Below are 21,743 nucleotides of genomic sequence, written 5' to 3'. Positions count from 1 at the left end.
CACTTTACTTTCCCATCTGCAACGTATACCGACACCCCCTCCGGTAATTGCTACACCCCCAAAACGCCCCACTCCTCCCATTCCGCGCCACCAGCTTCACCCCGCAAGCCGGGCACGAAGGCGTCCGGTAATCCCCATCAAACACCTTCGCCAGCAGCGCGGCCTGCTTGTCTTCGGCCAGCGCGCGGATGCGCTCAAGCACCGCCGGCCCGTCCAATAGCTGGATACCGGCAAGCCCGGAATACTCCTGCACCGGGTTGCCGACATAACCCGACAAAGACCAGAACACGCCCCGCTTGACCTTGTGCGCCAGCATGGAGCCGCCCAGCGCCCGCACCTGTTCCACCTTCACGGGCTTGGACCACGCCTTGCACTGGACCACCGCCACGGGCGCGTCCTGGCCGGCCTTGTACAGCGTGGCGTCAATGCCGCCGTCTGCGCCGTGCGGCACCGTCTTCACCGCAAACCCCATCTGTTCGTAGTACTGCACGCACAGCAGCTCAAACCGCTTCCACTCAAGCGACTGGATGGCCTCCAGCGTCCAGCTCTGGGGCGTGGCGGGTTCTGCCGGTGTGGGGGCTTGCGGGGGTGTGGTGGTGTTGCGTGCGGGGTTGGGCGTGTTGCTGCCCGTGGCGTTGCCGGCGGGCTGGGGCGGCGCCTTCGGCGGGCGGGCGCGCCCAGTCGGTTCAGTGCGCGGGGGGCCGAGCCGGGCATCGGCCTGTTGGCTGCGCTCCCGCAGGTACGACAGCACGGCAAAGAAGGCGAGCAGCAGCGCGGGCATCCAGGCCAGCCCCCGCGCCAGCATCCCCAGACTGCTCAAGATGGGGTTGGCCGCAAACGCGGCTGGGAGGATGTTGTGAAAAATCAGGTAACTGGCTGCCGAGCCAATCGCCAGCATCCACCACGGCAGCGCCAACAGCACGTCGCTGGTGGATGCTTGTTTTCTCCTCCGCCCCATTTACTGCCCCCGGCCTAATGCTTTTAGATATTTAGGACTAGGCGCTTTCTCTGATAATCCGATTCAAATCAGGGCGCCGGTTTTTAATTGGGAAACAGCATAGGCGATGCATCGGGATTGCGCTGCCCCCGTTGGTGGGGTCTTTGGAGGTTTTTTGGGCGGGGGTTGATAAAGATCGAATGCGGGATGCTGATTTATGTTTGGTGAAAATCTGAATTAAGAATTGGGCATATCTTGGGGCTGTGGTGGCGCGCGGCGCTGCGTGGCTGCGGGTGCCGGTCCTTTTTTCACTTACTCACGCAAAGACTCTCCGGTACGATTCGGCACCTATTTCCCATATCGTCATGGCTCTCACGCCCCATGAGAATCGCCGCCCTCTCCGATATTCACGGCAATCTGGCCGCGTTGGACGCAGTGCTGGAAGACATTCAGGCCCAGGGCGTCGATCTGATCGTGAACCTGGGCGATATTGCGTCTGGCCCGCTGCAACCGCGCGAAACGGTGGATCGGTTGATGGCACTGAACCTGCCGACCATTCGCGGCAATCACGAAAGGCAGGTTCTTGCGGGTGATCCATCACGCATGGGCGCGTCAGATCAGTATGCGTTTGAGCAATTGCGGCCGGATCAGCTCGCATGGTTTGCCAGCCTGCCGGTGCTTCGGTATATCGACGACGATGTGCTGCTCGTTCACGGGTCTGCCCAGCACGACCAGACCTACTTTCTGGAATCGCTTGCTGAGAAAGAGTGCCGCGCAGCCACGCACGATGAAGTGCTCTCCCGCGCCGAAGATGCCGAAGCCAAGCTCGTGCTGTGCGGCCACACCCATATGCCGCGCGCGATGAAGTTGGTGGATGGCCGCTTGATCGTCAACCCGGGCAGTGTCGGCCTGCAGGCTTACAGCGATGCCTATCCTTTCCCCCACTCGATTGAAACCGGCAGCCCGCATGCGCGCTATGCCATCGTGACTGAACAGGCGGGTGAATGGAGTGCGGAATTCCGTGCGGTTGAATACGCGTGGGATGATGCGGCGGCAATTGCGGAGCAGCGGGGCCGGCCGGATTGGGCGGTTGCGTTGCGCACTGGCAAGGTGGACCCACGGGGCTAGACATGCTCAACGACCTATTGAAACCGTTGCCCGCGATGCCCAAGATGACGCGCGAGCAGTACACGGCGTATCGATGGCGCGTCGTGTGGATGCTGGTGGCGTGGGTCGTGTTTGCGTTCGCGTTCTACATGATCTGGGAACACACGGGCATTGTCGTCCGCTGCATCCTTGGCATCATCGGCTATGTCTTCGTGCCGGACTTTGCCCTCATCGAAGACATTTTTACGTCGTATGAGACGTACGTAGCGCCGTACGAGAGGGCCGCAAAAAAGTAGGCCGTTACAAACCACAACAAGCACATGACAACCCCATCCCGCCAAGCCCGCCTGCGCGGCGGCCTGCTTGGCCTCCTGGTCGGTGATGCGCTGGGCGTCCCGTACGAGTTTCACGACGCAGCCTCGATCCCGCCCGCCGCAGAGATCGATATGACGCCGCCAGCGGGCTTTAACCGCGCTCACGCGGGCGTACTGCCCGGCACGTGGAGCGACGACGGTGCTCAGGCACTCGCCCTGCTCGATGCCTTGGTTCGCGATCCAACACTGGATCTCGACGCATTTGCGGCGAACCTGCTGAACTGGTTCCAGCAAGGGGCCTTCACACCCGACGGGAATGTCTTCGATATCGGCTTGCAAACGCGGCAGGCTTTCTACGCCATAGCGGCTGGCGCCAGCCCGTCCACGTCGGGGCCGAGCGGCGAACGCGACAACGGCAACGGATCACTCATGCGTTGCCTGCCCGTTGTCATGGTGGCGGCCTCTCGGGACGAGGCGATCCACCTTGCGCGCAAGCAGAGTCTGCCCACGCATGGCCACATCCGTTCTCAACTCTGTTGCGCGCTCTACTGCCTGACTGCGATGGGCATTCTGGAAGGTCAGTCCGCCGCCGATGCGGTACGCGCCGCGGAGGACGAACTGCTCGAACGCCATGCCGGCACCACGGACGACACCGAACTGAAGATCGCACTGGACGGCCGCTTCGATGCACCGCAAGGGTCAGGCTATGTGGTGGACAGCTTCTGGTCGGCAATCCACTGCGTGCTGTCAACGCACAGCTATGAGGACTGCGTTAAGCGTGCGGTCGCGCTGGGCAACGATACGGACACCACGGCATGTATTGCCGGCGGGTTGGCTGGGCTGGTGTACGGGGAAGACGCGATTCCGAAGCGCTGGCGTTCGGCGTTGCACGGCAGAGCGATCGCTGAAACGTTGTTGGCGCAGCTCTGACAACAACTGCGCCAGACCCAGGGCCCAACGCATCCGGCACCCAGGGCGACCGACTCAATCAACGCCTTCTTCAGCCGCGCAAATGGCGCATGATGAATTCGTCGTGGGATGGGTAGGCATCGTCCTCGGAATCGGACTGCACCTCCCTCAGCAGTTGCCCGGCCTGCTTTGTTGATACATCGTGACCGGCCTTCTGCATTTCGTCGCGAAAGACTTTTGCGTTGGCGCCTGCTGGGCTTCGCTTCGAACCCAGCACGTACGCCGGGGGAATCGAGTCCCTGGTGCGCAGCGCCGGCCCCTCGGAGTAGGGGTCGCTCTCCAGATGGACGTTGTTTGCAACGCCAATAGTGCGCACGAGCGCGGGCCGATCCGGGTCGGCATACATGGCGAAGTCTTTCGCCATCTGACGGCTGCTTGATAGGTAGTGGTGTTCGCTGGAAGCGGTGACGCCGCCACTACTGAATCGCATCATGAAGTTGCCACCGCCGCCTTCCGTCGCTCCGTCGCTTTTGCGTTCCTTCTGGAAGCCGTTTTTGCGGATCGATGGCACGTGCTCGCGCTTGGTGCCATGGTAAAGCGTGCTGTCTTCGTACACACGTCTTGCCAACGGGACCAGGCCGCTCAGCGCTGCATCAGGACGCGAGCCCTGTGACGACGTGGCGCGGTTGTTTCGTGTTTCGACGTCCGATTCATATCCATCGGAACCGTACGTGACGGGACCGCGCGCCCCGCCCGTTTTAGAGATGCAGCCGCCCATAGTGATCGGAGTGTTTGGTTAGCGATGAACTCCATTGTTGTCGCGCGCTGGGGCAGGCATGGCAACCGTAGCGAAGGTATGGGCACGATCCCGAAGCGATTCTTCAAGCCGCCCATTCTCGATCGCTTATAAAAAAACCCGAAAGCCGACAACCAGCTTTCGGGTGACGTAATGACTGATCGACGGATCGTTGATCGACCAGTCCTCCCCACATCAATTGCTATAGATCAGCCCACGCGCGGCGCCATTGACGTAGATGCGGCCGTACGTGTTCCAGTCGCCCGCCATCACGCCGGAGCCGCCAAACTGGTGTGCGTCGTCGTTAAAGCGCGACCACGTTGCGCCGCCGTCGTCAGAGCGGTAGATGCCCCAGACGCCGTTGAGCGTGCCTTCTACGTAGATGGCAGCGGAGTACGGCGCGCCCGCTTGTGCCTTGCCCAAGGTGAGCACGGTGGCGCCCATCGTGCCGTTGGCGGATGCAAAGGCGTTGAGCTTTGTCCACGTGGCGCCGGAATCCACCGAGTGGTACACGGCTGTGCCGTCAGCCAGCCAGATGTCGCCCTCGGCGTTGGGGTTGACTGCCATCGATGTATCCCACCACGAGTTCCAGGCCATGTTTGCGTTGACGGAGCCCTGGCTGAGCGTGAAGGTGTGGCCGCCATCGTTCGAGACGTAGACCTTGCCGCGCTGCCAGCTCCACGGTGCGCCGCCGGAGTCGTAGGCGTAGACCTTGTTGGGGTTCTTGCGGTCTGCGGCCAGGCGGTAGCCACGGGCGTAGCCGTTCCAGGTGGCGCTGAACGCCGGCAGGTTGGTGGCCGTCCAGCTCGCGCCATTGTTGGTGGTGTACGACGGCACCGAGTCGGGCGGTGCCCAGGTCACGTTGTTGCGTGACGGCACGACCAGGTTGCCTACGTTGCTCTGGCTTGCGGCGGCGCCATTGGGCAGCGATGCAAACGTCGACCAGCTATTGCCGCTATCGCCAGACCAGAAGCCCTTGGTGACATGGCCGTTGGCGTTGTCCACACCTGCGGCGGCAATGTACGTCGGGTCTGCCCACGACATGTCGGCGGAGTTGCCGCTGCTCCACGTGTTCAACGGGCCTTTGGTCGGCCGCGTCGTGAGGTCTGTATTGACCCACGTGCCGATGTCGCCTGCGCTGTTGATGAAGTTGTACGAAGCACCGGGCGGCGCCGTCACGAGCGCGAGGGTGGCGGTCTCTTCAAGGTTGTCGACCTTGGCGCTCCAGGTGGGCGCTGGCGACGAGGCGTTCATGGTTTCGCAAACGCCGCCACCGTGCACGTGCATGATGTGATCGCGGTTGGCTGGGTCAATCACGACGCTCTCGACCCAGCCAGCGCAGCCACCTGAGGCAAGGCCGGTGTGCGGCATGCCGGCTTCGATTTCTCGCCAGGTGCTGCCGCCGTCGTCAGATAGCTGGATGGTCTTGCTGGTGTCGCTCCAGCCCGTCATGCCAAGGGCGATGCGGGCAGACGCGCCAAGACCAGAGACGGACAAGCCGCCAAAGCCGTTGCTGGTGGAGCTTTTGAGCTGCGTCCAGTTGCTGTCGTTACTGCCCCCGAACTTGTAGAGGTAGCTCGGGCCGTTGATGCCCTGGCCAACGCCTGCGTTGAACACCACGTAGAAGTTGCCGTCAGACGTGCGTACCACGTGCGGGATGTAGTAGCCCGACACCGCCTGCGGAACGGACACCGGGCTCCACGAAAACCCGCCGTTGGTGGATCTGTACAGGGTGGACGTCAGGCCCGCCGCGTTGGCGTAGTCGGGCGCAACGGTGGCCCACATGATCCACGTCGGCTGGCCGCCGCCCTTGCCCGACGTATCAAAAATCACCTGCTCCACGCCAATAGGGGAGCTGCCGCCGTTGATAGTGGTGGAAGACAGGCCTGTGACTTGCGCCCAGGTGTGGCCGGAATCCGTGCTCTTCCACAGGCCGGCCGTGCGCGAGCCGTAGAACAGCGTTGTGGGGTTGTTCGGGTCCACCTGCAGGCGCTCGCCGGTGCCGCGTCCGTTGTCGTTGCCGCCCACCGGGAACGGCAGATCGTAGTGCGTCCAGGTGTTGCCGCGGTCGCTGGAGATATAGATGCGGCCGTTGTGACCCTGCGTCACGGTAATGCCCGTCATCATGTAGACGAGCTGGTCGTTGTTCGGGTCGAGCGCGATGCTTTCAACGCCGTGGAAATCGCCCTCGCCTGCGCCAAAACCGATGCCGTCTGTGATGGGCGTCCAGGTGGAGCTGGCCGTGTCCCAACGGTAAGCGCCGCCAACGTCAGTGCGTGCATACAGCAGGCCCGCGTTGCTCGGGTGGTAGATGAGGCCGGTGACATACCCGCCGCCGCCCCACTTGACGCTGGTCCAGGTGGTTCCCGGCTGGTTGCCGCTGGGCGAGACGACGGTGCCTGTGGTTGCGGTTGTGGCCGGTGTAGCCGTGCCGCCGCTACCGGCGACGCTGCTTCCGTCGCCGCCGCAGCCGGCCAGAAGAGCGGCCAGCAAGGCCGGGATGAGGACGTTGCAATTTCTATTCATCGGGGGTCTCAAGACTTCGATTGTTCGATTGATCGATAGGCCAGACGGACGGGCGAACTCTGCAGCGCTGCGGTAGCTCGTGCGTTTGGCTGAGAGCGCGGTCGCTGCTGGTGCTTGCCACCCCCTACTAAAGTGGGGTGTCGCGCACTGGGGGCGATAAGACACCGCGCGCCGGCATGGGTCAACGCAATATGAGTTTTCTTGAGAGTTGGGCCGGAACCGACTGATGGCGCTGGCTTTGCGTGCAGACTGGAGCGCCCTGGTGGTGCGCGCTGAATGGGCGCACGCTGCGGGTGACGTGTCACCAGACAAACTTATAATGTCGCCCGGCCACCCGCCTACGCCGCCACCGCCTGCCGCGCACAAAACTTGCGCTGCATACGCAGTGGCGCCGCCGCCGCACCATCACCCGGCCGAGCCCTTTTGCCCAACGCCATGCCCTATCGCTTCCGTCCGTTGTCCGTTTTGTGCGCTGCTGCCAGCATCGCTGCCGCTTTGGCTGCGTGCAGCTCTGCGCCCACGCCGCTCTATCAGCAGGAGCAGTTTGATGCGGCGGCAAGCCCCTATGCGCGCACCTTCCACGCCAAATCTGACGCGACGTGCGAGGCGGCACGCCGGGCGCTGCTGAGCCAGGGGTATGTGTCGAGCTCGCCCCGCCCCGACACGATCGACGGCAGCAAGAACTTCCAGCCGAGCAACGATTCGCACGTGGTGATCTCGTTCCACGTGGTGTGCGCAGAGGCCAATACCGAGGGCACGTCGAGCACGGCCTATGTGAACGCGGTGCAAGACCGCTACACGCTCAAGAAGACGAGCACGTCGGCAAGCGTGGGCTTGAGCATCCTGGGCTCGGTGTCGCTGCCCATCGGCTCGGGTGACGATTCGATGGTGAAGGTGGCAAGCGAGACGATTCCGGCCGGGGTGTTTTACGAGCGCTACTTCAACCTGGTTGACCACTTCCTGAAGATCGACCCCGCCCGCCATGACCGCAAGGTCGCCAAGGCAGCGGAGAAGGAACACGTGGCCCCGCTGCCCGAGCCCGCACCCACGCCGCAGGGCGAGCCGATGAAGATGACCACGCCGGTGGTGCCCACACCCGCCGCGCCGCCTGTGCCGGTGGTGGCGCCGGCTTCGGCTCCGGCTGCTGCGCCGGCTTCCGCGCCTGCGGCGGCGCCTGTGGTTGCGCCGGCCTCGAAGGCGCCGGTTGAAGCTGCACCGGCATCGGCCCCGGCAGTAACGACCCCGGCGCCGAACACCGCGCCCACGTCTGAACCGGCGAGTTCGACAACAGGCGGCGCAAGCTAAGCGCGATGCACGCGTCGATTGCCGCTACATAAAAAGAAAGCCGCCTTTGGGGCGGCTTTTTTGTTGGGGCGCTGTATTGGAGCGCTTCTGGATTCTGCGGGTGTCAGTCAGGCAAGCACGTGCGCAACGTTCGTGCGAGACGGGCCGCCTCACTCGCATCCGCAATGTTGGCGAAGCCGATCACAAGGCCGCGTGGCGCGTGCAACATTCGGGCATTTGCATACCAGATCGAAAGTGGCAGCACGGCGAGCCCTGCCTCACGGGCACGCGCGGCAACGGCAACATCGTTGACAGGGCCGTCTGCCCCTTCAGTGAACTGCACAGCGAACTGGACGCCACCGGGCGGCAACTCGACATGCAATCGGTCGCCAAACGCACGCTCCAGCGCGTGCGCGATCAGCATGCGCCGCTGCCCATACAACGCGCGCATTCGCTTTACGTGGCGCGCGAAATGTCCTTCGTCCATGAAGTCTGCAACCGCCGCCTGCAACAGCGTTGGCGAGCCGGCGTTCATGCTGCATGCCACCCGCGTGACGCGCTCGATGGCGCGCTCAGGCACGACCGCATACGCGAGCCGCAAACCCGGGAACATCATCTTGCTGAACGTGCCGCAATAGATGACGTGATCATGCCGGTCGAGGCTCTTCAACGCGGGCAACGGCCGCCCCTGATAGCGGAACTCGCTGTCGTAGTCGTCTTCGACGATCCAGCGAGACCCCTTCTCTGCCCAATCCAGAAGCGCCATGCGTCTTGCGAGCGAAAGTGTGTGCCCCAGCGGGCTCTGATGAGACGGCGTGACCAAGGCAAAGCGCGCCTGCGTATCCAGTTCGATACCGCGCTCGACGTTGAGCCCTTCTTCATCCACCGGCACCGGTACGAGCTGCATGCCCGTCTCGGCCAGAAAGCTGCGCGCGAGCAGGTAGCCCGGGTCTTCAAACCATACGTGGTCGTTCGGCTGGGCGAGGCTGCGCAAGACGAGTTCCAGCGTTGCGCGATAGCCGCCGGTTACAAACACCTGCTCCGGCAAACAGGTGACACCGCGTGCCAGCCCGAGATAGGTGGCGATGTGTTCGCGCAGCGGCCGGTAGCCAGCCGGGTCTGGGTACGCAAGCACGGCACGTTCGCCGCTGCGCGCGTGGCGCGAAATGAGCCGATTCCATACCTTGCGCGGAAAGGCGTCGAGGGCGGGCAGACCTGGCTGCAACGGCCGGGGCTCGCCGCTCATGGCTACGGCGATTGTCAACGGGCGCGCGGGGGTCGGCGGTATCCGATCTGATGTGTCCGAGGTCTTGTGTTCCCGCCTTTTCCCAGCGCCACGCTTGCTTCCTGCGGCTTCAGGCGCTTCCCGGCGCGACGAACGCACCACCGATGCCGGCAGCGACGGCGACACAAACGTGCCTGCCGCCCCGCGCATCTGCAGGTAGCCCTCATCCACAAGGATCGTGTAGGCCAGCTCGACGGTGCCGCGCGCCGTGTTCAGTTGCGCCGCCAGGCCCCGCAATGCAGGCACCCGATCGCCGGGACGCAGATGCCCGGCCGCGATCGCCGTTCTGAACCGCTCACAAATCTGCAGATAGATCGGCAATGCCTGTTGCCGGTCGATTTCGATGGTCAGTGCGGGTGTGGGGGCGGTCATGGCGGTCTCGTCGGCAAGAGAGGCGCAAACGACTTGGACTAGTCATTTCGACAATTCTTGGCCCTTATTTATAGGGCGTGATTGTTCCACACTGGTCTCAAGCGATGCGACGACAGCGACATGTTCAGACGGCGCCGCGCCCCCCCAGCACCTTGTGCATTCACTGACTCTCATTCGGAGAATCTGCCATGAAGATCGTCGTAATCGGTGGTTCGGGCCTGATCGGCTCACGTGTTGTCACGCTGCTAAGCGAAGCCGGTCATACGGTGCTTGCCGCCTCGCCGCGCAACGGTGTGAATTCCGTGACGGGCGAGGGCCTGAGCAATGCACTCACGGACGCTGATGTTGTTGTGGATGTGACGAATGCGCCGTCGTGGGAGCCGCAAGCAGTGCTCGAGTTCTTCCGCAGCTCGGCGCGCAATCTTGGCAAGGCAGAGGTCGCCGCGGGGGTGCGCCATCACGTCGCGCTGTCCATCGTTGGCACGGATCGGATGGCGGACAACGCCTATTTCACCGCCAAAGTTGCGCAGGAAGAGGCGATCGAAGCGGCCGGTGTGCCGTACACGATTGTGCGTGCGACTCAGTTCATGGAGTTCATCGGGGGCATTGCCGACTTCAGCACGGTCGCAGGCACGGTGCGCGTCGGTGACGGTTTGTTCCAGCCGATCGCGGCCGACGATATTGCGGCGATCCTCGCGCAGGTGGCAGTCGCGGCACCGCTGAACGGCACGATCGACATTGCCGGACCGGACCGCGCGCCCTTCGCCCAGATCATCGCGCGCTATTTGAAATCGATCGGCGATACGCGCCAGGTCGTGACGGATCCCGACGCACGGTACTACGGCGGCCTGGTCGAGGAACTGTCGCTCGTGCCGCTCGGCGACGCTCGAATCGGCCGCATCAGTCTCGACCAGTGGCTCGACGCACAGGCAAAAGGCCACTGACCACCGACTCACACATCCCACCAGGTCCGGGGCCGCGCATCACGCCGTTGCCGGGCACCGCCACGCGGTCATCTCATCAGGAGCGCATCATGACGCAACGCCTCAACTACTTTCAGCAATCTCCCGAACTGAGCAAGAAGCTCGTGGAGCTCAACACGCTGCTTCAGAAAACGACCATCGAGACGCACATCCGCGAGCTTGTCGAGCTACGCGTGTCGCAAATCAATGGCTGCGCCTTCTGCGTCGATATGCACGTCAAGATGGCGAAGATCCACGGCGAGCGTGAACTGCGCCTTTACCACGTGGCGATCTGGCGCGAATCGACGCTGTTCTCGCCGCGCGAACGCGCCGCGCTGGCATGGGCTGAGGTGCTGACCCAGATTCCCGCCTTGGGCGTGTCAGACGAAATCTACGACAGCGTGCGTGCCCAGTACTCCGAAAAAGAGCTGGCCGATCTGACGTTCCTTGTGGGCGCGATCAACAGCTGGAACCGCCTGAACGTGGCGTTCCGCATGGTGCCCGGGTCATCCGACAAGGCGTTCGGGCTCGACAAGGCCCATCTGGAGTGATGCCATGAAAAATCCAGTGTCCTTTGCTGCAGCCGTGGTGTGCTCGTGCCTGCTGATGGCGCAGTTGGTCAAGGCTGCGCCGGAAGCGAGCGTGACGCCCCTGCGCACGGAATCGTTGCCGGAGTACGCAGGCAAAGAGGTTCAGATGATCGTCGTGGACTATCCGCCCGGCTCGGTCGACCCCGTGCATCGCCATGACGCGCACGCCTTTGTCTATGTGCTCGAAGGCAGCATCGTCATGAGTCTGAACGGCGGCAAGGAGGTCACACTCAAGGCTGGCGATACGTTCCACGAAGGCCCCAACGACGTCCATACCGTCGGGCGCAATGCCAGTGCGACGCAGCCGGCGAGGTTTGTGGTGTTCCTGATCAAGAAGAAAGGTGCGCCGGTCCTGACGCCGGTGAAGTAGCCGAGTCTTCTACGCAGGCATCGCCGTTCTGCCGCACCGTTGAGAGAGGCACACCATGCACCTGGGGAAATCGTACTCACTGTTCGAGTTCACGCTCTGGTCGAGACGGCAGCTCTATGCCTCTCTGGCATGTGGTTCGCTGCCCGTTCTCCTCTACCAGTTCCTCGGGTTGAAATGGCTGTCGATTCCGGTGTCGGTTGTGGTGCTGCTGGGCACGGCCACGTCATTCATCGTCGGTTTCAGGAATGTGCAGACCTACGGCAGAGCCTTGGAAGCACAGCAAATCTGGACGGAAATCCTGAGCCTCAGCCGAGGCCTGGGTGTCATGGCGCGAGACTTTCCGGCAGCGCCAGCCGCCGGGCGAGAACTGGTTCTCCGGCATTGCGCATGGTTGACGGCACTTCGCTATCAATTGAGAAGCCCACGAGTGTGGGAAAACACCGGCAAGGCAGCCAACATGGAGTACCGGAAGTACTACCAGGTGCCCGAGTGGGAAACCTCATTGGAACAGGCGCTTTCACGATATCTGCCGCAAGCCGCTCTCGACTCGGTACTGCATGCCGAGAACAGGACAACCCGGTTGCTCGCGACGCAAGCGGCGGAATTCAAGCGGTTGCTTACCACCGACGAGATCAGCAATGCCTTCTACCTGGAGTTGGGAGGCGTGATACGAAGCCTGTTCGTGCAGCAAGGGCGGGCGGAGCGCGTCAAGGAGTACCCGTATCCCAGGCAATATGAGGTCATCAACAAGCTCTTTGTCAGTACCTTTTGTCTGCTGCTGCCTTTCGGCATTCTGACTGAGTTCGAAAAGCTCAATGCCAGCGTGACAGGTGTCATGCATGGCCACATGATCTGGCTCGTCATTCCCTTCAGCACCATGATCTCGTGGATGTACCTAGCGCTGGAGCAAGTGGGCGAAAGCACGGAGAACCCATTCGAAGGCAACCCGAATGACGTGCCCATGGCCCGGATCTGCAGGAAGATCGAACGCGAACTCATGGACATGCTTGGCGAGAAGAGCGATGTCGTCGAACCGGCAGCAGCGCACGGTATTGTCCTGTAGGCCGCGCAGAGCCATTGCACGGGCCAAAGGCACAGGAAGCTGACTTTTCGCCGCCGTATCTCATTCGGTTCTTGACCGAGCCGTACTCAACCCACCAACGGTGCATGGCGCGCCATCAGCTCATCGACCCACCCCATGAACGCACGCAGCTTTGCGCTGACATGCCGGTTGGGCGGAAACACCAGATACATCGGCATTGGGGTGAGGTGCCAATCAGTGAAAAGCGGCACCAGTTCGCCGCGCCCCACGTGCGGCTCGCCCATGTAGTGCGGCAACCAGATCACGCCCATCCCGGCCACGCCGGCCGCCAGGTAGGCATTGCCGTCATCCAGTGCAACCACATAGCGCGCCCTCACGTTGAAGGTTTCGTTGTCACGCTGCAGCGTGAGCGGCCGGAGCTTGCCGCTGAGCGTGCTCAGAAAACCGACGATGCGGTGGCGCGGGTCTTCCAACTCGCTGGGGTGCAGGGGCGTACCGGCCTGGTCCAGATAGCCCGGTGCCGCATATACGCCAAGCCGCAATGCGCCCACGCGGCGGGCCTGTAGGGAAGAGTCGGCAAGGTCGCCGCCGCGCAGCACGCAATCGACGTTGTCGCCAATCACGTCGACCATGCGGTCGCTCGCGCCAATGTGAAGCTGGATGTCGGGATACCGCGCGTGGAATTCGGGCAAGGCGGGGGCGAGGATCAACCTTGCAAACGGGGTGGGCACATCCACGCGCAGGCGCCCGCGCGGTGCGGCGGATGCGGTGGACAGGCTGGTGTCGGCGTCTTCAAGGTCAGCCAGCAAGCGCACGGCGCGCTCGTAATAGGCAGCGCCATCTTCGGTGACGTTGACCTGCCGCGTGGTGCGGTTCAGCAGCTTGACGCGCAACCGCGCCTCCAATTGCTGAACCAGTTGTGTGACGGTGGTCTTGCTGATCTGGAGGGTCTGCGCGGCCTTGGTAAAGCTGCCGGCCTCGACCACGCGAACGAAGGCCTGCAGTGCATCGAAACGGTCCACGTTGGCTCCTGCCCCGGGAAGATTGTTTGGCAACCACAAACAGTGATTGTAGGCATGGGCGGTTTATTCACGCGGTGGGAATGCTTACAGTGCCCTGGCTGCGCAGCCCAACTAGCCAACGCCCTATTCACCCCTGCAAGGAAGCGATTCATGTCTGCACGCGATGTTGTGTTTCCGGCCGCGCGCCAAGCCCTGTATGAGCAAAACCGCTATTCACCGGCCATCCGCTCCAACGGTTTTCTGTTTGTGTCGGGCCAGGTGGGCAGCCGGCCAGACGGTTCGCCCGAGCCCGATCTTCAGAAGCAGGTCAGGCTGGCTTTCGACAACCTGAACGCGATCCTGTCTGCTGCCGGGTGCACGTTCCAGGACGTGATTGATGTGACGGTCTTTATCGTGAACCCGGAAACGCAGTTCGAGCCCATCTGGAAGGTGGTCGGAGAGCATTGGGGTGAGGCGCCCTACCCCACGCTCACGGGCATTGGCGTGACGTGGCTCTACGGCTTTCAGTTCGAGATCAAGGTGATCGCGAAGCTGCCCGAGCCGGCATGACAGATGCGTCAAAACCTACGAGAAACAGTACCCGCTGCTGCCGGTGGAGTGTGAGAGAGTGCAAGCCACGGCAATGGCATCCACGTCACATCACGGGCACGCGCACGCAGTGGAATGCCTCGACCGCAAATGCCGATGCCCGCCCATTGAGGAGACATGCATGGTCAGCAAGAACACGATCTGTCTGTGGTACGACCGCGATGCGCTGGATGCGGCCAACTTCTACGCCAAGACCTTCCCAGACAGCAAAGTCACCGCCGTGCACCGTGCGCCCGGCAACTACCCCGCCGGCCAGGAAGGCGATGTGCTGACGGTGGAGTTCACCGTGGCGGGCATTCCGTGCCTGGGGCTGAACGGCGGCCCGCAGTTCAAGCACAGCGAGGCGTTTTCGTTCCAGATTGCGACCGACGACCAGGCCGAAACCGATCGGCTGTGGAACGCCATCGTCAGCAACGGTGGGCAGGAAAGCGCGTGCGGCTGGTGCAAAGACAAATGGGGGCTGTCGTGGCAGATCACGCCACGCGCGCTCACCGCGGCCTTTACCGACCCGGACCGCGCAGCGGCCAAGCGCGCCTTTGACGCGATGATGACGATGGGCAAGATCGACATCGCCACGATCGAGGCGGCGCGGCGCGGCTAAGTTCACCGGTTGCCGCATCTGCATTGCCGAGCGCCAGCGACTCGGCATTGCAGACCAATGCGTTGATCAGGCCGCGCTGGTTTGGCAAAACCGCGCGGTCACTTCTGCGCCTGCGTGCCGGCCCCCTGGTTCTGGCGCGGATCGTACCCGGTGAAGTACCAATGCCCGTCTGCTCCTAGCTGGAAACTCACCTTCTCGTAGACAACGCGGCCATCGGTCAGCCGCGTCGCGAAGTCGACGTTTGCATACAGCCCATCTGGAACCTCCTTGACCTTCGTATAGGTGAGCCGCGTAACCGAAGCCCAGCCGCGCTCGCTGACAGCCCCCACAGATTTGCGCGCTTGCGTGAGCCCGCTGGCAAAGCGATCCGGCGTGTAGAACCCGCGTACGAAAGGCGCCGTCTGCTGCCAGAGCGCGGTGTAGTCGCCCGCGTCGATGCGCTTGAGCGCGAGCGCAGCGTTGCCGAGCAACTCATCTGCGGAGTCGCCCGCTTCTGCGCCGTGTGCCAGCACGGAAGCGGCGGCAAGGGCGCACGCCGCAACCACCTTGAATGCGCCGTTAAAACGTTTCATCAACCACTCTCCTTCGAATCTGTCTGGTTACTGCGCGGGCTTTGCCGGGGCAAAGGTTTCGCACTGCGGGTCGGCCCATCGCGTCTTGGTCACGCGGTTGTCGTCGTCAAACTGGATCTGGTACTGACACGCGACAGGCTTGTCTGCGCTGCGGAAGTGGAACAGGTAGTTCCACACGCGCACGCGAAACACGCTCTCATGAAAATGCGGCACGCCGATCAGGTCATAGACTTGGCCCTTCGTCATGCCGGGCTCGACCATGCGCAGGTGGTCAACGTTGGGGAACGAACCCTCGGGCGTCATCGCCGTGTCCAGTGTTGGGAACGCGGTATCGGTGGGGCCAGGGCCCGCGCATGCCGCAAGGGCGAAGATGCACGAGAGCGTTGCGATGCAGGCTGGGATTGAGCGCTTGTTCATATCAGGAATCCGAAAGTGTCACGTTGCGGTGGTTGCTGTGCTGCGGCTGGCCTCACCACTGATACCCGGCACCAACCACGGCGCCATACGTGCCGCGCGTGTTGGTGGAGACGGCGGCCTTGTAGATCCAGCGGTTGTTTTCTGACACCGTTGAGATACCGAGCGCCTGCCCCGATTGGCCGTTGTAAACACTGCCTGCCACCGCGACCATGCTCTTGCCGGGGCCCGTGGGTTGCGGCAGGCCCGCCATTGCCATGGCCATGGCGGTGCCGCCTTCAGCATCGCGCCGATACGAATCGATGCTGTTGCGCAAGCCCGCGACCTGGTTGTCGGTGTAGTTGTTGGCTTGCGTCACGGCGTTGTTCAGCTGTGACACGTTGACGGCATCGGTGGGTGCCGTGCCGGCGGCCACGTTGATGACCTGCCGCGACAAGGTGGAGGAGCCCACCGAGACGACATCCGTGCGGCCGCCGTCATTGCTGCCTGCGCCAATGGCGGTTGACCCGCTGCCCGTGGCCACTGCGCCGGTACCAACGGCGGTGGTGTTGTTGCCGGTTGCCTGTGAGCTGTTGCCCAGCGCCGTGCTATTGCTGCCCGACGCCACCGAACCCGTGCCCCCCGCCGAGGAGTTCGGCCCCGGCGTGGTCGGCGGCGTGTTGTTGGTGGTGCCGTTGGGCGAGGTCGAGGTGAACGGGCCACCGTTGTTGCTGATGATCGTTGAGAGCTGCTGCTGGACGGCCTGCAACTGCGACACGTTCACCGCATCCGTACCCAGGCGACCGGCAGCCACGCCCGTGATCTGGCGGTTGCCAACGTTCAGCTCACCCGACGACGTTTGCGGCGCCGTCAGCCCGAATGCCATGTAGTTGGTCAACGCGCCCACGGAGGTGAGCGAACCGGCGCCCAGCGCAACGCTGTTGGCAAAGGTGGCGTTGGCGCCAGAGCCCAGGGCCACTGCATCCACCGCGTTGCTCTTCGCACCGGAGCCAATGGCGATGCCACCCGCCAATGCGGCATTTGCGTTGGCACCTTGCGCGATGGACTGCGCACCGTTGGCCGTCGATCCGCTGCCCAACGCAATGGCATCGGCTTGGCCGGAAGTCGATGCCTGACCAATGGCGATACCGCCAGGCGCGGTTTGCTGGACGATCGCGCCGTTGCCGATGCCGACACCGTTGTCACCGTTGACCACCGTCGTCGGCCCAACGGCCACCGACTGCGAGCCGACCGCGAGCGAATCGGCCGCTGTCGAGTTGGCGTGGAAGTACAGCGTGGGCGTGACCGCGAAGGATTGCAGCGCGCCGGTCAACTGGCGGATCGTTGCCGCATCGTGCTGGCCCGTGCCGTCGGCCACGTTGGTCAACTGGCGGTACGTATTGCCTGCCGCGCTACCAAACGACACGGCGCCCAGCAGTGTCCCGTCGGACGTGTTGAACGGCACGGCCTGACTCCCTGCGGGAATCGCCCCGATACCAGAAGCAATGGGGCGGTCAGAGATCGCGCCAGAGCCGATCGCAACACCGCCTGCCACCGACACCGTCGACAGCGAACCGAGCGCGAGCGCGTTGGCCGTTTGCGCCTGCGCGCCATTGCCCGCTGCAAGGCTTGTGGCGCCGGTTGCAACCGCCAGCGGCCCAATGGCCACGCTGTCGGTGCCGGTGACCTGGCTGTCAGCCGCCGTTGAGTTGGCGTGGAAGTACTTGATGCCGCCGCCGTTCTGGATATTGGTGATCGAGTTGCCCAGGTTGGTCACGTTCTGGTTGGTCGCGAAGAGCTGCGAGCCATTCACCGCATCCGTGCTGGTGGCATTCAACGCGCCCGGTGCAACGTTGGTGATGATGTTCGGGCCCGTGCCGCCGTGGTTGGCACTGAAGGCGCCCGTGCCGCCGTTGGCGGTCGGGTCCCACAGCAGCGCGTCGTTCTTCGTCTGCGTCAGCTCGGTTTGCACCGACTGCAACTGGCTCACGTTCACGGCATCCGTTGCCGCCGAGCCTGCAGCCACGTTGGTGATGCGGCGCTCGTTGCCGGCCGAACCCACCGAGACCTCGCCCACCGGCGAGGTGCCTGCCAGCGCTGCCGTGCCGGGGTTGTACGCGGCGGCGCCCAGGTTGGCGGTGGTGGTGGAATTGGCGCCGAGTGCGACGGAGTTGGCGGCCGTTGCCTGTGCGCCATTGCCCATGGCCACGCTGTTCGCACCGCTGGCCACCGCGAGCGGCCCCACGGCCACGCTGTCCGTGCCGGTGGCCTGGCTATCCGCCGCCGTGGAATTGGCGTGGAAGTACTTGATGCCCCCGCCGTTCTGGATGTTGTTGACCGTGGTGAAGATGCCGTCCACCGCCTGGTTGGTCGCGAAGAGTTGCGAGCCGTTGACGGCATCGGTGCTCGAATTGTTCAGGCGCCCGGCCGCGACGTTCGTGATCTGACGCTCTGCGCCCAACGCACCGACGCTCACAACGCTGGTCGGGTTGGTCCCTGCGAAATTGCGCGTGGCGCCGGCAACCACCGCGCTCGCTGTTGGGTTGGATGCAGCCGTAACGGAGCCGGAGCCGAGTGCCACATCCCCTGCATTGGTTGCCCGTGCAGTCGCACCAAGCGCAAGCGCGTTCGCGGCCTGTGCCTGGGCACCGTTACCCGTCGCAACGCTGTTCGCCCCGCTGGCGACCGCGAGCGGCCCCACGGCGACGCTATCCGTGCCGGTGGCTTGGCTATCCGCCGCCGTGGAATTGGCGTGGAAGTACTTGATGCCCGCGCCGCTCTGGATGTTGTTGACGGTGGTGAAGATGCCGTCCACCGCCTGATTGGTCGCGAAGAGTTGCGAGCCGTTGACCGCATCGGTGCTCGAGTTGCTGAGGCGGCCCGCGGCGACGTTGGTGATCTGACGCTCTGCGCCGAGCGCACCGACGCTCACAACGCTGGTCGGGTTGGTCCCTGCGAAATTGCGCGTGGCGCCGGCAACCACCGCGCTCGCTGTCGGGTTGGATGCGGCGGTAACGGAGCCGGAGCCGAGTGCCACATCCCCTGCGTTGGTTGCCCGTGCAGTCGCGCCGAGTGCCAGCGCGCTGGCGGCTTGCGCTTGCGCACCGTTGCCGGCTGCCACGCTGTTCACCCCACTGGCGACCGCGAGCGGCCCCACGGCGACGCTGTCCGTGCCGGTGGCTTGGCTATCCGCCGCCGTGGAGTTGGCGTGGAAGTATTTGATACCCGCGCCGCTCTGGATGTTGTTGACGGTGGTGGAAACACCATCGATAGCCTGGTTGGTCGCAAAGAGTTGCGAGCCGTTGACGGCATCGGTGCTCGAATTACTCAGGCGCCCGGCCGCGACGTTGGTGATCTGACGCTCTGCGCCGAGCGCACCGACGCTCACGACGCTGGTCGGGGTCGCACCCGCAAAGTTGCGCGTGACACCGGCAACCACCGCGCTCCCTGTCGGGTTGGATGCGGCGGTAACGGAGCCGGAGCCCAGTGCCACATCTCCTGCATTGGTTGCACGTGCAGTGGCGCCGAGTGCCAGCGCGTTGGCGGCCTGCGCCTGGGCTCCGTTACCCGTCGCAACGCTGTTCGCCCCACTGGCGACCGCGAGCGGGCCCACGGCGACGCTGTCCGCGCCGGTGGCCTGACTATCCGCCGCTGTGGAGTTGGCGTGGAAGTACTTGATGCCGGCGCCGTTCTGGATGTTGTTGACCGTGGTGGAGACGCCATTCACCGCTTGGTTGGTCGCAAACAACTGCGAGCCGTTGACCGCGTCGGTCGAGCTACTGCTAATCCGTCCGGCTGCGACATTCTGGATCTGCCGCGGCGCGGCAGCCGAGCCCACACTGACGACATCGCCCGCCGCCGGCGCACCGCCCGCGAACGTATAGGTCGTCCCTGCGATCGTGGCGTTCGGCGTCTGCACGGCGGCCGACACCGTCGACGCATTACCGAGGACGACCGCGCCGTCCAGACCGCCGGCTACCGTCACGCCGTTGCCCACGACGAACGCGTTGTTCGCATTGATCGTGTTGTTGTTACCGAGCGAATACGAACCCGAGCCCGTGATGGTGCTCGGATCGCCGATGGCGCCTGAGTTCGCACCGCTGACGACGTTGTTTGTGCCGATGCTCACGCTGTTGGTGGCCGTAGCCCGCGCGCCCAGACCCATCGCCACGGCGTTCGTGCCGGAGGCCACCGCGTTGTTTCCGATGGCCGTGCCTGATACACCCGACGCCGTTGCACCGCTGCCCATGGCAGTTGCACCACTTTGCGAAGCCACCGACGCGTTGCCCACCGCCACGCCAAAACCGCCCGCGGCCGTCGACTGAACGCCGATGGCGATCGATCCGGTGGCGGATGCCTTGGCGTTCAGGCCGACCGAGGTGGTGCCGTTTGCTGTCACGCCGATGCCCGCGTTCGTGCCGATCGCGACGTTGTCGTTGCCGGATACCAAGTTACCTGCGGAAGCGGCCAACGTACCGTCATACGTGACCGTGCCGTCGCCCGTGCCGAACGCGACGTTGCGCGTGCCGGTGACGCCAGACCCCGCGCCGCGCATCGCGCTCGCGATACCGCCGCCGACTGCGGTGTTCTGCGCGCCACTCACGAGCGTGCCGGTGGCGATACCGACGGCCACCGAGCCGGTGTTGCCCGTGGTCGAGCCCGCGCCGGCGCCCTGACCCGCCGCAACGGTGCCGTCGCCGATGGCGAACGCCTGTCCGCCGATTGCAAGTGCCGTGTTGCCGCTGGCTTTAGCGCCGTTACCGACAGCGGTGGCGGCGGCATTCGTCGCCTGGGCATTTGCGCCAAGCGCGACGGCGTTGTCTGCGGTTGCCTTTGCCAAAGACCCGACGGCCGTCGCCAAGTTGCCGCTGGCAACGCTTTGGACGCCAATACCAATGCCCGCCGTGCCGCTGGCAGTGACGTCCGTACCGATACCGATCGTCGAATCGGCAGTTGCACCCGTGCCCGGGGCGGTGCGCGCACCCACATTGATGGAATTGGTCCCGGAGGCAACAGCTTGAAAGCCGACTGCTATTGCGTTAAGCCCAGTACTGTTGGCGCCATAACCGACCGCCGTCGCCCCGCCTTGCGTGGCGATCGACATGAAACCGACGCACGTCGTGCTACCGCTGTAAAAGTTGTACGGCGCCGTGGAGCAGTTCACCTGCGCATATGCCTGCCCAGGAAGAACAGAACCCAGGAGCGCCACGGCGGCTGCAACCAAGGTCATCGCGCCGCCGGCCGAGTTATGGCAAGCGCGCCGGACGACCGTGCCGCCCTTTCCTTTTGCCCGGTCCAGCTCCGACGCCGCCACCCAAGCGCCCAGCGCCTCATTCCAAATCGTTTTATATGATTTGTTCATATTGATTCCATCGTGCTCGCCGTGAGCTCAAGAAAGAAATAGAAAAAACGGGGGGAGCCATCGCGCGGCGCAAACCATAAGGACGAGCGCCCCCTTGGCACCCGCAAGGCAGCGGGTTCCCGATTGATTGGAACTGCCAGAAAATCAATGGACGATGACCACGCGGCTTTAAAACGGACGCAGCAACTCAGCACTCCCTTTGGAAGCGTCTTCAATACAACACGAGTTGGGTGTTGGTCCGCCGAGCCTAACGTTTAGTGGTCAACGGCTTGGCCCGTGAAGGGCACAGGAAATCAGGGAGGATCAAAGGGCCACTTGATAGCGACATGAATGGCGTGGGCTGGGCATGGATCGACACGTCGCAGGTGCCTTGTATTTGCCCAAACGTTTGCCCTGACCGTGTAGCTCGTCGTATTCATTGCTACCGTACCCCCGGCAGTGCGGCTTTCTTATTGACGAAGGAGCGCTATCTCGTGCACAGACCCGTCTTGATGTGCAGGGGCTGAGATAGGCGCAGAGGGAAAAACTTCAAATACCGAAGAAAAATAGTCGAGTTTGAATATTGTGTCTAGATATTTAGTACTAAGAAACGCGGGGTTTTTACAATTCGAACCACCACCCATGCGCATTTCTGCGTATGCGTTGGTTTAGACATACTTAGTCATGCGCCATTGTTAACGTATTGAAATATTCTGCCGATATCGACGACTA

The 21,743-nt window shown here is 63.5% G+C and carries 18 protein-coding genes; 10 read left to right on the top strand and 8 right to left on the bottom strand.

Features of this window, described 5'->3' with window-relative positions; genetic code table 11:
• Window positions 1-4: 4 nt before the first annotated feature.
• Window positions 5-958, bottom strand: a complete 954-nt coding sequence (locus tag BM136_RS20090) for a restriction endonuclease (RefSeq protein WP_092974757.1) — start codon at window positions 956-958, stop codon at window positions 5-7.
• Window positions 959-1,318: 360 nt separating this feature from the next.
• Here BM136_RS20090 and BM136_RS20085 point away from each other — a divergent pair, with 360 nt between their 5' ends.
• Genes BM136_RS20085 through BM136_RS20075 form a run of 3 tightly spaced genes read left to right on the top strand, consistent with a single transcriptional unit; the run spans window position 1,319 to window position 3,288 of the window.
• Entirely contained in the window at window positions 1,319-2,065 is a 747-nt protein-coding gene (locus tag BM136_RS20085; protein ID WP_092974754.1) for a metallophosphoesterase family protein, read from the top strand.
• A gap of 2 nt (window positions 2,066-2,067) precedes the next feature.
• Window positions 2,068-2,340, top strand: a complete 273-nt coding sequence (locus tag BM136_RS20080) for a hypothetical protein (protein ID WP_092974751.1) — start codon at window positions 2,068-2,070, stop codon at window positions 2,338-2,340.
• Between the two features lie 24 nt (window positions 2,341-2,364).
• Window positions 2,365-3,288 carry an ADP-ribosylglycohydrolase family protein gene (locus BM136_RS20075; RefSeq protein ID WP_092974749.1) on the top strand — a complete coding sequence of 308 codons (924 nt, stop codon included), beginning with the start codon at window positions 2,365-2,367 and terminating at the stop codon, window positions 3,286-3,288.
• A 70-nt stretch (window positions 3,289-3,358) separates the two neighbouring features.
• Here the strand turns inward: BM136_RS20075 and BM136_RS25515 are convergent, their stop codons facing one another.
• Both BM136_RS25515 and BM136_RS20065 read right to left on the bottom strand, forming a co-directional pair.
• Entirely contained in the window at window positions 3,359-4,045 is a 687-nt protein-coding gene (locus tag BM136_RS25515; protein ID WP_217649364.1) for a hypothetical protein, read from the bottom strand.
• Window positions 4,046-4,258: 213 nt separating this feature from the next.
• Window positions 4,259-6,589: a sialidase family protein gene (locus tag BM136_RS20065; protein ID WP_092974747.1), complete on the bottom strand. Its 2,331-nt coding sequence runs from the start codon at window positions 6,587-6,589 to the stop codon at window positions 4,259-4,261.
• A gap of 435 nt (window positions 6,590-7,024) precedes the next feature.
• Here BM136_RS20065 and BM136_RS20060 point away from each other — a divergent pair, with 435 nt between their 5' ends.
• Window positions 7,025-7,894 (top strand): DUF2242 domain-containing protein, encoded by an 870-nt coding sequence (locus tag BM136_RS20060; RefSeq protein ID WP_092975070.1) that lies wholly within the window; start codon window positions 7,025-7,027, stop codon window positions 7,892-7,894.
• 103 nt (window positions 7,895-7,997) lie between these two features.
• On the opposite strand, the gene BM136_RS20055 is transcribed toward BM136_RS20060, so the two are convergent.
• Window positions 7,998-9,530, bottom strand: coding sequence for a MocR-like pyridoxine biosynthesis transcription factor PdxR (locus tag BM136_RS20055; protein WP_092974744.1), 1,533 nt, complete (start codon window positions 9,528-9,530; stop codon window positions 7,998-8,000).
• Between the two features lie 188 nt (window positions 9,531-9,718).
• Here BM136_RS20055 and BM136_RS20050 point away from each other — a divergent pair, with 188 nt between their 5' ends.
• The 4 genes from BM136_RS20050 to BM136_RS20035 all read left to right on the top strand — a co-directional run bounded on the left by BM136_RS20050 (window position 9,719) and on the right by BM136_RS20035 (window position 12,515).
• The gene (locus tag BM136_RS20050) at window positions 9,719-10,474 is read left to right on the top strand and encodes an SDR family oxidoreductase (RefSeq protein ID WP_092974741.1); all 756 of its coding nucleotides are present in this window, start codon (window positions 9,719-9,721) and stop codon (window positions 10,472-10,474) included.
• A gap of 89 nt (window positions 10,475-10,563) precedes the next feature.
• The gene (locus BM136_RS20045) at window positions 10,564-11,043 is read left to right on the top strand and encodes a carboxymuconolactone decarboxylase family protein (RefSeq protein ID WP_092974738.1); all 480 of its coding nucleotides are present in this window, start codon (window positions 10,564-10,566) and stop codon (window positions 11,041-11,043) included.
• A gap of 4 nt (window positions 11,044-11,047) precedes the next feature.
• Entirely contained in the window at window positions 11,048-11,452 is a 405-nt protein-coding gene (locus BM136_RS20040) for a cupin domain-containing protein (RefSeq protein ID WP_092974735.1), read from the top strand.
• Between the two features lie 55 nt (window positions 11,453-11,507).
• The gene (locus BM136_RS20035; protein WP_092974733.1) at window positions 11,508-12,515 is read left to right on the top strand and encodes a bestrophin family protein; all 1,008 of its coding nucleotides are present in this window, start codon (window positions 11,508-11,510) and stop codon (window positions 12,513-12,515) included.
• An 86-nt stretch (window positions 12,516-12,601) separates the two neighbouring features.
• Here BM136_RS20035 and BM136_RS20030 read toward each other — a convergent pair whose 3' ends face one another.
• On the bottom strand, window positions 12,602-13,516 hold the full coding sequence (locus BM136_RS20030) for a LysR family transcriptional regulator (RefSeq protein ID WP_092974730.1): 915 nt from the start codon (window positions 13,514-13,516) through the stop codon (window positions 12,602-12,604).
• 150 nt (window positions 13,517-13,666) lie between these two features.
• Here BM136_RS20030 and BM136_RS20025 point away from each other — a divergent pair, with 150 nt between their 5' ends.
• A complete protein-coding gene (locus tag BM136_RS20025; protein ID WP_027679525.1) occupies window positions 13,667-14,065 on the top strand; it encodes a RidA family protein in 399 nt (132 codons plus the stop codon).
• A 160-nt stretch (window positions 14,066-14,225) separates the two neighbouring features.
• Window positions 14,226-14,705, top strand: a complete 480-nt coding sequence (locus tag BM136_RS20020; protein WP_092974727.1) for a VOC family protein — start codon at window positions 14,226-14,228, stop codon at window positions 14,703-14,705.
• 98 nt (window positions 14,706-14,803) lie between these two features.
• Here the strand turns inward: BM136_RS20020 and BM136_RS20015 are convergent, their stop codons facing one another.
• From BM136_RS20015 to BM136_RS20005, 3 genes are read right to left on the bottom strand one after another with little or no spacing between them, the layout of a single operon-like run.
• Complete coding sequence (locus BM136_RS20015) at window positions 14,804-15,277, bottom strand: DUF4019 domain-containing protein (protein WP_092974724.1); 474 nt, start codon at window positions 15,275-15,277, stop codon at window positions 14,804-14,806.
• A gap of 27 nt (window positions 15,278-15,304) precedes the next feature.
• A complete protein-coding gene (locus BM136_RS20010; protein WP_092974721.1) occupies window positions 15,305-15,694 on the bottom strand; it encodes an outer membrane protein assembly factor BamE in 390 nt (129 codons plus the stop codon).
• 52 nt (window positions 15,695-15,746) lie between these two features.
• Window positions 15,747-21,032 carry a YadA-like family protein gene (locus tag BM136_RS20005; RefSeq protein ID WP_092974718.1) on the bottom strand — a complete coding sequence of 1,762 codons (5,286 nt, stop codon included), beginning with the start codon at window positions 21,030-21,032 and terminating at the stop codon, window positions 15,747-15,749.
• Window positions 21,033-21,743: the final 711 nt, after the last annotated feature.

The sequence above is a fragment of the Ralstonia sp. NFACC01 genome, assembly GCF_900115545.1.
GTDB classification, from domain to species: Bacteria; Pseudomonadota; Gammaproteobacteria; order Burkholderiales; family Burkholderiaceae; genus Ralstonia; species Ralstonia mojiangensis.
This window is presented reverse-complemented; position numbering and strand designations above follow the sequence as displayed.

What these genes read in the sequence shown, in the direction of transcription:
- BM136_RS20060 (WP_092975070.1), top strand. Translation starts at nt 7,025, where the DNA reads ATGCCCTATCGCTTCCGTCCGTTGTCCGTTTTGTGCGCTGCTGCCAGC.
- BM136_RS20005 (WP_092974718.1), bottom strand. Translation starts at nt 21,032, where the DNA reads ATGAACAAATCATATAAAACGATTTGGAATGAGGCGCTGGGCGCTTGG.
- BM136_RS20050 (WP_092974741.1), top strand. Translation starts at nt 9,719, where the DNA reads ATGAAGATCGTCGTAATCGGTGGTTCGGGCCTGATCGGCTCACGTGTT.
- BM136_RS20020 (WP_092974727.1), top strand. Translation starts at nt 14,226, where the DNA reads ATGGTCAGCAAGAACACGATCTGTCTGTGGTACGACCGCGATGCGCTG.
- BM136_RS20035 (WP_092974733.1), top strand. Translation starts at nt 11,508, where the DNA reads ATGCACCTGGGGAAATCGTACTCACTGTTCGAGTTCACGCTCTGGTCG.
- BM136_RS20085 (WP_092974754.1), top strand. Translation starts at nt 1,319, where the DNA reads ATGAGAATCGCCGCCCTCTCCGATATTCACGGCAATCTGGCCGCGTTG.
- BM136_RS20075 (WP_092974749.1), top strand. Translation starts at nt 2,365, where the DNA reads ATGACAACCCCATCCCGCCAAGCCCGCCTGCGCGGCGGCCTGCTTGGC.
- BM136_RS20055 (WP_092974744.1), bottom strand. Translation starts at nt 9,530, where the DNA reads ATGACCGCCCCCACACCCGCACTGACCATCGAAATCGACCGGCAACAG.
- BM136_RS20045 (WP_092974738.1), top strand. Translation starts at nt 10,564, where the DNA reads ATGACGCAACGCCTCAACTACTTTCAGCAATCTCCCGAACTGAGCAAG.
- BM136_RS20090 (WP_092974757.1), bottom strand. Translation starts at nt 958, where the DNA reads ATGGGGCGGAGGAGAAAACAAGCATCCACCAGCGACGTGCTGTTGGCG.
- BM136_RS20025 (WP_027679525.1), top strand. Translation starts at nt 13,667, where the DNA reads ATGTCTGCACGCGATGTTGTGTTTCCGGCCGCGCGCCAAGCCCTGTAT.
- BM136_RS20015 (WP_092974724.1), bottom strand. Translation starts at nt 15,277, where the DNA reads ATGAAACGTTTTAACGGCGCATTCAAGGTGGTTGCGGCGTGCGCCCTT.
- BM136_RS25515 (WP_217649364.1), bottom strand. Translation starts at nt 4,045, where the DNA reads ATGGGCGGCTGCATCTCTAAAACGGGCGGGGCGCGCGGTCCCGTCACG.
- BM136_RS20065 (WP_092974747.1), bottom strand. Translation starts at nt 6,589, where the DNA reads ATGAATAGAAATTGCAACGTCCTCATCCCGGCCTTGCTGGCCGCTCTT.
- BM136_RS20040 (WP_092974735.1), top strand. Translation starts at nt 11,048, where the DNA reads ATGAAAAATCCAGTGTCCTTTGCTGCAGCCGTGGTGTGCTCGTGCCTG.
- BM136_RS20010 (WP_092974721.1), bottom strand. Translation starts at nt 15,694, where the DNA reads ATGAACAAGCGCTCAATCCCAGCCTGCATCGCAACGCTCTCGTGCATC.
- BM136_RS20080 (WP_092974751.1), top strand. Translation starts at nt 2,068, where the DNA reads ATGCTCAACGACCTATTGAAACCGTTGCCCGCGATGCCCAAGATGACG.